Below are 11,098 nucleotides of genomic sequence, written 5' to 3' on the forward strand. Positions count from 1 at the left end.
GATCTTCTAGGTGTTTTCTGATTTGGAGCCGGATTGACCCATTTCGCGGATGCCGTCAACGATCTTGGCCAAAGCCATGCTGAGCGAGCCCTTGGCCAGCACGATGTCGCCACCCCAGATTTCGCCCGCCAGCCCCGGCACTGCCTCCGCGCTGGTTGCATACCAGCCGCCGCGTTTTGCCTCCGGCAAAGCCTCATGCAGCGCCTGCATCAGCGGGCCGATACAGTGGATTTTATCGATGCCCTGCACCGCGTCCAACGTCGCAAGTCCGGCGTGCAGCTGGACCTCCTGCGGGCCAAGCTCCTTCATGTCGCCGACATAGGCAATCCGCCGCCCCTGCCCAGGCGTTGCCGCCAGCACTGCCAGCGCCGCAGCCATCGAGGTCGGATTGGCGTTGTAGCTGTCGTCCAGCAGGGTGAGCTCCCCGCTCTCCAGCCGGATCGTTTCGCGCACTCCACGCCCCTTGACCGGCGACCACAGCGCAAGGCTTTGGGCTGCCTTGACCGGGTCAGCGCCCAAGGCCTCGATACAGGCCAGAGCGCCCAAGGCATTCATTGCAAAATGCGCGCCAAGGGATTGAATATGCAGTTCTATCTCGCCGCCATTGGCGGTGGCGCGGGCAACGGTTTCTTCGCCCTTGATGCCGGCAGAATGCAGTTTGTAATCCGCTGCGGTCTCGCCAAACCAGCGGGTGGTTACGCCCAGCTCTGCAGCCACATCCCGCAGCACATGAGCCTCCGCAATATCGGCGTTCAGCACCGCGACGCCGCCCGGCTCCAGCCCCTCCATGATCGCGGCTTTTTCTCGGGCAATGCCTTCGACGTTGTCAAACGCCTCCAGGTGAACCGCGGCAACCGTCGTCACCATCGCCACATGCGGGCGTGCCTGTTTTGCCAGCGGGGCGATTTCGCCAGGGTGGTTCATGCCGATCTCGATCACCGCAAATTCCGCATCGCGCGGCATCCGCGCCAATGTCAGCGGCACACCCCAATGGTTGTTGTAGCTGGCAACAGCTGCATGGGTGCGGCCCTGGTCCGACAACATCCGCGCCAGCATTTCCTTGGTCGAGGTCTTGCCGACCGAGCCGGTTACCGCAACGACTCTGGCCTGGCTGCGTGCCCGCGATTCCCAGGCCAAAGCCTCCAGCCCCGCCTGCACATCATCGACGACCAAAAGCGGCGCATCCGCAGGCACCCCATCCGGAATGCGGGAGACCAGCGCCGCGCCTGCGCCCTTCTCCAAGGCCTGCGCCACAAAGTCATGACCGTCGCGGGCAGCCTTCAGCGCCACAAACATGTCACCCGTTTCAATCGTGCGGGTGTCGATGGACATGCCGGTGACAGCCCAGTTTCCCTGCACCCTGCCGCCAGTTGCGGCGGCGGCCTCTGCCGCAGTCCAAAGGGTCATGCGAGCCTCCCGTCCAATGCTGCCACGGCGATGCTGGCCTGTTCCACATCATCAAAGGGCAAAATCTGATCACCCACGGTCTGGCCGGTTTCATGCCCCTTGCCGCAGACAATCAGCGCATCGCCCGCCTGCAGCATGTCAGCCCCGCGCAGGATCGCCTCGGCGCGGTCGCCAATCTCGATACAATCCGGCGCGCCACCCTTGACCGCCGCGCGGATGATGGCAGGGTCTTCACTACGGGGGTTGTCGTCGGTGACGATCACCACATCGGCATTGTCATGCGCCGCCTGCCCCATCAGAGGCCGCTTGGTAGTGTCGCGGTCGCCGCCCGCACCGACAATGGCAATCAGCCGCCCCAGCACATGCGGGCGCAGTGCCTTGATGGCGCTGGCCACGGCGTCGGGGGTGTGCGCGTAGTCGACAAATACGGCAGACCCATTGTCACGCGACGCCGCCAGCTGCATCCGGCCGCGCACGGTGGTCAGATGCGGCAGGGTTTCAAACACCCGTTCCGGATCCTCTCCGCCGGCAATCACCAGCCCACAGGCCAGCAGAACATTTTCCGCCTGAAAGCCGCCGATCAGATTGAGACGCAGCTGATATGGCTTGTCATGCCAGGAGAACCGCACATCCTGACCGGTACCATCATAACGCATCCCCTGAAGGTTCAGGTCGCCAAGACCCCGGCCCACGGAAATCACCTCCTGCCCGCGGGCAGCGGCGACCGCCCGCATCTCGGCACCGCGCGGGTCGTTCATGTTGATGACAGCGACGCCTTCATCCGGCAGCACCCGGCGGAACAGACCTGCCTTGGCCGCGAAATAGGCCTCAAACGTTTCGTGGTAATCCAGATGATCCTGAGTGAAATTGGTGAAGCCTGCCGCCGCCAGCTGCACCCCGTCCAGACGGCGCTGGTCCAGCCCATGCGAGGAAGCCTCCATCGCCGCATGGGTGACACCCGCATGTGCCGCAGCAGCCAGGGCGCGATGCAGGGTGATGGGTTCCGGCGTGGTATGCGCCAGCGGATAGGCCCACGCGCCTTCGATGCCGGTTGTGCCCATGTTCACGGCCTCATGGCCCAGCTCAGCCCAGATCTGGCGCACGAAGGTCGCAACCGAGGTCTTGCCGTTGGTGCCGGTGACCGCCACCATGGTCTGCGGCTGGCCGCCAAACCACAGCGCAGCGGCATAGGCCAGCGCCTGGCGCGGGTCCTCGACCACCACCAGCGCCGCATGGCTTTCGCCAAGAACCGTTGCAGCGATGTCCGCCCCGGCAGCATCTGTCAGAATGGCAGAGGCGCCTTTCTCCAACGCACCGGGAACGAATTTGGCGCCATGGACCTGGCTGCCCGGCAAGGCGGCAAACAGGAAGCCCTCGCGCACCTCGCGGCTGTCCACCGCCAGACCGCTGATCTGCGGGTCGGCACCGCCACGGGCCGTCAGCCCCAATTGGCCCAGTCTCAATTGGTTCTGGGGCTGGTCTGATCTGCTGCTGCTCATGGCGGCCCTTTACCTGTGTCAGTTCGAGGTGAGGGTTATACCAGTCACCTCTGCGGGTTCAACTTGCGGCCGCAGCCCCAGCAATGGGGCCACGCGCCCGATCATTTCAGCCGCCACCGGAGTGGCTGTCCAGCCTGCGGTCCGGCGTTCCTCGCCGTGGGCGATGATGGAAGGTTCATCCAGCGTCACAATCAGCACGTATTTCGGGTCATGTGCCGGGAAAATAGAGGCAAAAGTGGCGATCACCTTGTCATCATAGTAGCCGCCACGGGGTTTGGGTTTATCTGCGGTGCCGGTCTTGCCGCCCACCTGATAGCCCTCGACCTCAGCAAAGGACGCGGTGCCTTCGCTGACCACCTTGCGCAGCATGGTGCGCGCGGCGGCGGCAGAGGCCTCGCTCATCACCCGCTCGCCCAGCTGCGGGCCTTTCTGTTTCAGAATCGTCGGCGCCACGTAGCGACCGCCATTTGCAACCGCAGCATAGCCTGCCGCCAGATGCATCGGCGTGGTGGAAATACCGTGACCATAAGAGATGGTCATCGCTGACAACTCTGACCAGTTCGGCGGCAGCAGCGGCTTGCCGCCCGCAGCTTCGGAGATTTCAAACGGTGTCGGCTCCAGCATGCCCATGGTGTCCAGGAAGCTTTTCTGCCGTTCCACCCCGATCTGCTGCGCCAGCCGCGCGGTGCCGATGTTGGAAGATTTGACGATAATTTTAGTTACCGACATTTCGTTGCCGTAGTTGCGGAAATCGCGGATCGCAAAGCGGCCCCAGCGCAACGGCCCGCGGGTGTCGATCACGGTATCGGCGGTGACCAGCCCCAGATCCATGGCCTGCGCCGCGGTAAAGATCTTGAAGGTGGAGCCGAGCTCATAGACCCCCTGCACCGCGCGGTTGAACAGCGGGCTGGCCGACGGATCAAAGCCCGAGGTCGGCGGGCGCGGCCGGTCGTTGGGATCGAAGTCCGGGAAGGACACCACCGAGATCACCTCGCCCGTGTGGGCATCCATCAGGATCGAGGTGGCACCCTTGGCGTTCATCAGCTTCATGCCGCCGTAAAGCACCTGCTCGGCGGCGGCCTGCACGGTCAGGTCCAGCGACAACTGCAGCGGTTTGCCTGCGTTGGCCGGGTCGCGCAGGTAATCGTCGAACTGGCGCTCAACGCCGGCAACGCCGATCACTTCGGCTGCGTTCACGCCCTCTTTGCCGAAACCGGCACCACCCAGCACATGCGCCGCAAGGCTGCCATTGGGATAAAGACGCATTTCACGGGGGCCGAACAACAGTCCGGGATCGCCGATGTCATGCACGGCCTGGAGCTGCTCGGGACTGATTTTCTTCTTTACCCACAGAAACTTGCGCTTGCCGGTGAAATCCTTGACGAGCTGTTCAAGCTCCAGGTCCGGAAAAATCTCCACCAGCTTCCCGGCGGCCCCTACGGGGTCGATCATCTGCGGCGGCTGGGCATAAAGGGAGTGGGTTTCAAAGTTGGTTGCCAGCAGGCTGCCGTTGCGGTCGACGATATCGGCACGCTGTGCGGCGATGATGCTGCCCGCAGCGCTGGCCACGGGTTCGGCAGGCTCGGAAACCGCCGTCATGCCCATTCGGGCGGTAATCGCACCAAAAGCGCAGACAAAGAACACACCCAGCACCAAAAGCCGCCCCTCGGAGCGTTGACGGGCCTGCACCTGCATTTCCTGATGGCGCAGGCTGATGTTTTCCTCTTCGATCACATCCGGATTTTCACCGGTAGCACGGGCATGCAGGATACGGGCCAGCGGGCGAAGCGGCGTGCGGATCATGGCTGTGTCCTCACGTTCAGTCCAGAAACCTCAACGTCGTTGGTAATTTCCAGTTCGGGGGGGGCGGGATAAGAGACCTCATCCACCCGCCCGAACTGATCCGGGCGCAGCGGCAGGAGACCCAGGCTGTCAAAGTTGATCTCGGCCAGTTCGCGCAGGCGCTGCGGGCGGTTAAGATAGGCCCATTCGGCGCGCAGCACGCTAAGTCGCACCTGCGCAGCACCGATTTCGCGCTGCAGCTGGCGGGTTTCCTTCAGCACCTGCTGGGTGGCATAGTTTTCACGGTAGGCCCAGAACGCCAGACCAAAGACGGCAAGGCATGTTGCGATATACAGCAGTGTCTTCACTTGCGCGCCTCTTGCAGCTGCGGCATTCCAAGGTCCTTGGCTGAAATCGGCCCCGGCTCCGCATCGGTGCGGCGCCCGACCCGCAGACGGGCGGAGCGGGAGCGCGGGTTTTCAGCCAGTTCCTGATCATCCGGGCCAACAGCCTTGCGGGTGACCAGTTCGAATTGCGACGGGGTTTCAACCTGTTCGGGCGCATAGCGGTTGGCGCGACCAGTCTTGCCCGCACGGTGCTGGAAGAAGCGTTTGACCATGCGGTCCTCGACCGAATGGAAGGTCACAACAGCCAGCAGACCGCCCGGTTTCAGCGCGCGCTCGGCAGCCAAGAGCCCCTCGAACAATTCATCATATTCGGCATTTACGGCAATGCGCAGCCCCTGAAAGCTGCGGGTCGCCGGGTGCGACTGACCGGGCTTGGGACGTGGCAGACAGCTTTCAATGATTTTGGCCAAGCGCAGGGTGCTGGTGATCGGCTCCAGCGCGCGTTCCTTGACGATTGCCTTGGCAATGCGGCGGCTGGCGCGTTCTTCGCCGTAGTGGAACAGAATGTCGGCGATCTGCGCTTCTGTCAGTTCAGCAATCAGGTCGGCAGCCGACGGGCCGGACTGGGACATCCGCATGTCCAGCGGGCCATCCCTCATGAAGGAAAAGCCGCGTTCGGCCAGATCCAGCTGCATCGAGGAAACGCCAAGGTCCAGAACCACGCCATCGAGGTCTTGCGCATATTCATCCATGCGAGAAAACACACCAGGCTGCAGGATCAGGCGGTCGCCGAACGCCCCTGCCCAGGGTTTGGCGAGCTCAAAGGCCAGCGGATCGCGGTCAACGCCGGTGACCTGATCTGCGCCCGCTTCCAGCAAGCCGCGGGTGTAACCACCGGCGCCGAAAGTGCCATCCAGCCAGCACCCCGTGACCGGGGCCACGGCCGCAAGCAACGGACGGAGAAGAACGGGAATATGGGGACCATTGGCAGCTGTTTGGTCCTGGGTCATGTCTTAAGCGCCCCCGGCGCCGTCTAGGAATTCCATTGGATCGAAGTCGTCGGGCAGGTCGTCCAGCCACTCTTCGGCCTTGGCCAGCTCCTCTTCCTCGTAGGTTTCCGGCTTCCATATCTGGAAGGTGTCGCCCGCGGCAATAAAGAAGGCTTCGGCATCGAGGTCGATTTTCTGGCGCAGCTTGGCGGGCAGCACCAGACGGCCGGTCTCGTCGACATTGGTCGGAAAGGACTGACCGTGGAACATCCGCTGCAGCATCTTGCGCTGCATCGAGCCGCGCGGGAGCTGGTCGATCTTGGCGTCGACCTCTTCGATCGCCTCGATCGTATAGCATTCCAGGAAATTGCGGCGCTGGTCGCCATAGACGATCACCAGTTCGGGGTTCTGACCGGACTGCCAGTTGGGATCAGCGGCCTCCAGCACACGGCGAAAGGAGGCCGGTATCGACACCCGCCCCTTGCTGTCCACCTTGTGGTGGCTTTCACCTCTGAACCTGCGGCCCAAGTTACCGTCCCTTTTCCGCGCGTCCCTCGCGTTAAACCGTCCCCCAGAATGTAAAGGGGCGGGCTGATCTGCTGCCACTGATCAACCCGCCACCTTGACCCGCTTTGCGGGATGTCCGACTGCGCGCGCCACCTGGGGGGATGTCTGCTCGCCCGCGCGCCGGATCTCTTTGTTCGATGAAAGCGAAGGCCTGTATGAAACCTGCTCGTTTAGTTTGGCTTGGGGTCGTTTGGCGCCCCGTCCCTCGTCTCATTCGATGTAGAAGGGATACTATGGGAATTGATGGGCACGCAACAGTTTTCTGCGAGACACAGTCGAATCCTTGACAGAGATTCCACAGATCGGCCTGAGATTCGTGACCGAAAGAAGGCAAAATCAGAACAATTAGCGGAGAAACTGCAGCTACACACCAGATATAGACACAGGTTGCAGGGGAGATTTTTTTCCCATATTTTCCCGCGATTCCATCTGCCTGACAGCAGATCTTAACCAAGTTCCCCTTACGTTCCCCCGCGACTGCATCCGGCAATGCGAAAAACCTCGCACTTCAGCGTTTCAGCACACTGCGATTCGCAACTGCAAGGGGTGAATTTCGGGAGGCAGGCCATAAAATCCCATGGCGCCCATGATTTCCCACCGGTCCCGCGAATTCCCAGCCGACCCATGCAGTCCCAGCCGTCCCGCCAATTCCCATATGGCATAGCATGTGCCATGTGTTCCCATTCCGGCCGGGCAATCCCCTCTGCGCCCAAACCGAAAACAAAAGGCCCGCCGTGGCAGCGGGCCTTTTCAAACATCCGGGCTGGCGGGCAGCTGACTGCCTCAGGCCATGCCGCCGCCAATCAGCCCCTCTGCGATACGGGCATAGGCCCGGGCCATCGGCCCCTCCCCCGCCGCAATGGGTGTGCCGCTGTCGCCGGCCAGCCGGGTGTCCAGATCAATCGGCAGCGCCCCCAATAGCGGCAGGCCCAATGTTTCAGCCTCAGCCGCGACGCCGCCATGGCCGAAAATGTGATGCTCCCCGCCGCAGTCCGGGCAGGTGAAGAAGGACATGTTCTCGATCAATCCCAGCACCGGGGTTTTCAGCGTGTTGAACATGTCCAGCGCCTTGCGGGCATCCAGCAGCGCCACATCCTGCGGAGTGGAGACGACGATAGCGCCGGAAAGCTCCGCCTTGGTGCAGAGCGTCAATTGCACGTCACCGGTGCCGGGCGGCAGGTCGACGATCAGCACATCCAGCTCCCCCCAGTTCACCTGCCCCAACATCTGCTGCAGCGCCCCCATCAGCATCGGGCCGCGCCAGACCACGGCCTTGGCATCATCGACCATAAAGCCGATCGACATCAGGGTAACACCATGGGCATGCAGCGGTTCGATGATCTTGCCGTCCGGGCTGGCGGGGCGGCCCTTGGCGCCCATCATGCGAGGCTGGGACGGGCCGTAGATGTCGGCGTCCAGCAGGCCGACCTTGCGCCCCTGTTTCGCCAGCGCCACTGCGAGGTTTGACGACACAGTGGACTTGCCCACCCCGCCCTTGCCCGAACCAACGGCCAGAATGCGCTTGACGCCTGCAGGTTTCAGCGGCTCCGCCTGCGGTTTCGGATGGCCGCCCACCTTGAGGCTGGGGGCCGGCTGCTGGGCGGCATGGGCAGTCAGCGCAGCAGAGACAGTTTCAACGCCCTCCAGCGACAGGACGGCGGCTTCGGCGGTTTTGCGCAGCGGCTCCATCAGCTTGGCAATTTCAGGGCTTGGCGCTTCGATCACAAAGCTCACCTTGCTGCCTTCGATGCGCAGCGCCCGCAGCATGTCGCGCGACACCAGAGTGCCGCCATCCGGCAGCGCCAGCCGCTCCAGCACTGTATGTATCTGTTCCGGGGTGACACCCATGGCTGCTCTCCTGCGTGAATTCCGGCCGATATATATGTGTCATTCCGCCGGCTTGGAACCCGCCAAGCGCGATTGCTGCGCATGGTGCGCGGGTCAGACCGTTTGCCCGGCGCCCAACCCTGAAGCCTCACGCCGCGCACTTGACGTAGCGGCACCCGCAACAGGTTTACAGATACTTAAGAGAACGCCGAAAATATCGCTCCTTTCCAATCAGATACAAGATGCGCACCCATGCAAATGCTGCATAGCGGCAATGACAAAGACCGGGATTGTGCAGCTGCGGCATTCGCCTAAATTACTCCTCAAGCAAGCGCCAAAGCGGCGCAGGACGAGACGGCAAGACGAAGGAATAGACAAATGGCTGCAGCACAACAGATCTCCGCGGTGAACATTGCATCCCCCGTGGGCTTTCTGGATGCGCTGCTGGTCAAATTCGTCCGCTACCGGCTGTACCGCCAGACCGTCAACGAGCTGTCTGCACTGACCGCCCGCGACCTGGCCGACCTGGGCCTGAACCGGTCCGAAATCAAGCGCGTCGCCTATCAGGCGGCATATGAGAACAACTGAATAGAGATCAGGCTCCTTCTCCTCCTCCCTTAGAAGAGCCTGTCTTCTGCGGCGGCATCCTCCTCCTCCCTGATGCCGCCGCACCCTATACCGGCCAAAAGCCGGGTTTGACTCACCGGGTCTCCTCCTCCCTTAGTCCCGGTGTTTGACAGAACGGCGGCGCCCCTCCTCCTCCCTGGGCGCCGCCGTTTCTTGTTTCGGCGCTGCAAATTGCCGTGCAAGGACCCGGAGGCTGACGTTTTCCTGCTATCGCTCGGCGGCTTCTGCTGGTTTGATTACCGACAAAAACAGCAGTGATTTGCGGGGCCGCGACATGAAATTCATCCACCTTACAGATATTCACCTGATGGCGCCGGGCGTGCCACTAAACGGCAGCGATCCGGCGGCGAACCTGACGCGGGTGCTGGCCGATATTGCCGCATGGCACCAAGATGCGGAATTCTGCGTGATTTCCGGCGATCTGGCAGATGAGGGCGATCCGGCAGCCTATGGCTGGCTGCAGGAGCAATTGGCAGCCTTTCCGCTGCCGACCTTCCTGATGTTGGGCAATCACGACGTGCGGGAGAATTTCCTGCAGGTCTTTTCGGATCATCCGCGCAGCAGCGGCGGCTATGTGCAGCACAGTCATGCGGCGGGCGGCGCGAAGTTCCTGTTCCTGGATACGCTGACCGGCGGGCCGGATGTGCATGATGGAGAACTGTGCACAGAACGGCTGGCCTGGCTGGAGACGGAGCTGGAGGCCGCAGGGAATGCGCCGGTGTTCCTGTTCCTGCATCATCCGCCGTTTGACATCGACCTGCCCTATGTGGACGACATCAAACTGCGCAATCCAGAGGCGTTTCACACGGCGCTCAGGAAGGGGCGGAACATCCGCCACATCTTCTTTGGCCACATCCACCGGATGACCTATGTGAACTGGCGCGGTTACAGTTTCACCTCGCTGCCCAGCACCAACCACCAGATCCCACTGGTGCCGGAACGGGCTGGGTCGGAATACAGCATTGAACCCATGGCCTATGGCGTGGTGCAGGTGGGCGATGATCAGCTCACTGTTCATTTCGACGCCTATCTGGACCGCCCTGGCCGGGACGCGGGCCGTTAAGTGGAGTTTTCCTGGATCCTGCTGGTCCTTCTGTCGGCGGCCACCCATCCGCTGCGAGACCTGACGCTAAAGGGCGTGGCGCATCCGGTGTCCTGTTACACCGGGGTGTGCCTCAGCTGGGTCGTGTTTGCCTCCTTTCATATGGCGCTGACAGGGCAGAACCCGGCCCTTCCTGCCGACGTCTGGCCGCTGGTTCTGGCCTCGGCTCTGGGGCTGACGGTGTATTACTACGGCACGCTGTCGGCGCTGCGGCGGGGCAATGTCTCGGCCTATTATCCGATTGTACGCTCTTCGCCTTTGGCCATTGCGGGCTTCAGCTGGCTGATGTTGGGGCAGAGTTATTCAGTCGCATCCCTCTTGGGCATGGGGCTGATCATCTGGGCCGGGCTGATGATCCAAAAGGGCAAGGGGCGACTGCTGGATGACCCGCGCGCCTTTGCCATGGCCGGGATGGCGATGCTGGGATCGGCGGCCTATTCGATTTCAGATGCGACTGCGATGCAAGGCACCAGCAGCGCGCCGTTCCTGTTCTGGAGCTATTTTCTGGTGACGCTGGCCATGGGGGCCTTGCGGGCCTGGGAGGACAGGGGGCAATCAGCACCTTTGCTGGGCGTGGTGCGGGGCTGGACGCAGCACCCCTGGCGCATCCTGTTTGCAGGATTGTCTTCCTACCTGTCGTATCTGCTGATCCTGCGGGTGTTCCAATTGGGCGCCGAGGCCGCTGCGGTCAGCGCAGTGCGACAGGTGTCGATCCCGGTCTCGGTGATCCTGGCGGCACTGGTTCTGAAAGAGCCGCGCGGCCTCAGCCGACTGGGCTGGGCAGCACTGATTGCCGCGGGCATTGCAATGATTGCGCTACAGTAATCCTGCAGACCTCTCCGCCGCACACGAACCTCTGAAGAAAGAGGATGGCGCAGGGGGGGGGGGGGGGGGGGGGGGGCGCGGCCCCCCCCCCCCCCCCCCCCCCCCCCCCCCGGCGGGCGGCCCGGC

10 protein-coding genes are annotated in these 11,098 nt (G+C 62.7%); 3 read left to right on the forward strand and 7 right to left on the reverse strand.

Annotated elements, in window-relative coordinates:
- Positions 1 to 6: 6 nt before the first annotated feature.
- From ACP151_RS01245 to ACP151_RS01275, 7 genes are all read right to left on the reverse strand, one after another.
- Entirely contained in the window at positions 7 to 1,407 is a 1,401-nt protein-coding gene (locus tag ACP151_RS01245) for a UDP-N-acetylmuramoyl-tripeptide--D-alanyl-D-alanine ligase (RefSeq protein ID WP_424977005.1), read from the reverse strand.
- Entirely contained in the window at positions 1,404 to 2,906 is a 1,503-nt protein-coding gene (locus ACP151_RS01250) for a UDP-N-acetylmuramoyl-L-alanyl-D-glutamate--2,6-diaminopimelate ligase (protein WP_424977006.1), read from the reverse strand. The genes ACP151_RS01245 and ACP151_RS01250 overlap by 4 nt, the downstream gene beginning before the upstream one ends.
- Before the next feature lie 18 nt (positions 2,907 to 2,924).
- Positions 2,925 to 4,709, reverse strand: coding sequence for a peptidoglycan D,D-transpeptidase FtsI family protein (locus tag ACP151_RS01255; RefSeq protein WP_424977007.1), 1,785 nt, complete (start codon positions 4,707 to 4,709; stop codon positions 2,925 to 2,927).
- Positions 4,706 to 5,056, reverse strand: a complete 351-nt coding sequence (gene ftsL / locus ACP151_RS01260) for a cell division protein FtsL (protein WP_424977008.1) — start codon at positions 5,054 to 5,056, stop codon at positions 4,706 to 4,708. The genes ACP151_RS01255 and ftsL overlap by 4 nt, the downstream gene beginning before the upstream one ends.
- Positions 5,053 to 6,045, reverse strand: a complete 993-nt coding sequence (rsmH, locus tag ACP151_RS01265) for a 16S rRNA (cytosine(1402)-N(4))-methyltransferase RsmH (protein ID WP_424977009.1) — start codon at positions 6,043 to 6,045, stop codon at positions 5,053 to 5,055. The genes ftsL and rsmH overlap by 4 nt, the downstream gene beginning before the upstream one ends.
- 3 nt (positions 6,046 to 6,048) lie before the next feature.
- Complete coding sequence (mraZ, locus tag ACP151_RS01270) at positions 6,049 to 6,552, reverse strand: division/cell wall cluster transcriptional repressor MraZ (protein ID WP_424977010.1); 504 nt, start codon at positions 6,550 to 6,552, stop codon at positions 6,049 to 6,051.
- 822 nt (positions 6,553 to 7,374) lie between these two features.
- Entirely contained in the window at positions 7,375 to 8,439 is a 1,065-nt protein-coding gene (locus ACP151_RS01275) for an Mrp/NBP35 family ATP-binding protein (protein ID WP_424977011.1), read from the reverse strand.
- A gap of 357 nt (positions 8,440 to 8,796) precedes the next feature.
- On the opposite strand from ACP151_RS01275, the gene ACP151_RS01280 reads away from it, so the two are divergent.
- From ACP151_RS01280 to ACP151_RS01290, 3 genes are all read left to right on the forward strand, one after another.
- On the forward strand, positions 8,797 to 9,006 hold the full coding sequence (locus ACP151_RS01280) for a DUF1127 domain-containing protein (protein ID WP_424977012.1): 210 nt from the start codon (positions 8,797 to 8,799) through the stop codon (positions 9,004 to 9,006).
- Positions 9,007 to 9,319: 313 nt separating this feature from the next.
- On the forward strand, positions 9,320 to 10,108 hold the full coding sequence (locus ACP151_RS01285) for a phosphodiesterase (RefSeq protein WP_424977013.1): 789 nt from the start codon (positions 9,320 to 9,322) through the stop codon (positions 10,106 to 10,108).
- Complete coding sequence (locus tag ACP151_RS01290) at positions 10,109 to 10,972, forward strand: EamA family transporter (RefSeq protein WP_424977014.1); 864 nt, start codon at positions 10,109 to 10,111, stop codon at positions 10,970 to 10,972.
- The last annotated feature ends 126 nt before the right edge of the window (positions 10,973 to 11,098 follow it).

The sequence above is a fragment of the Leisingera sp. S232 genome (assembly GCF_049800895.1).
Taxonomy (GTDB): Bacteria; Pseudomonadota; Alphaproteobacteria; order Rhodobacterales; family Rhodobacteraceae; genus Leisingera.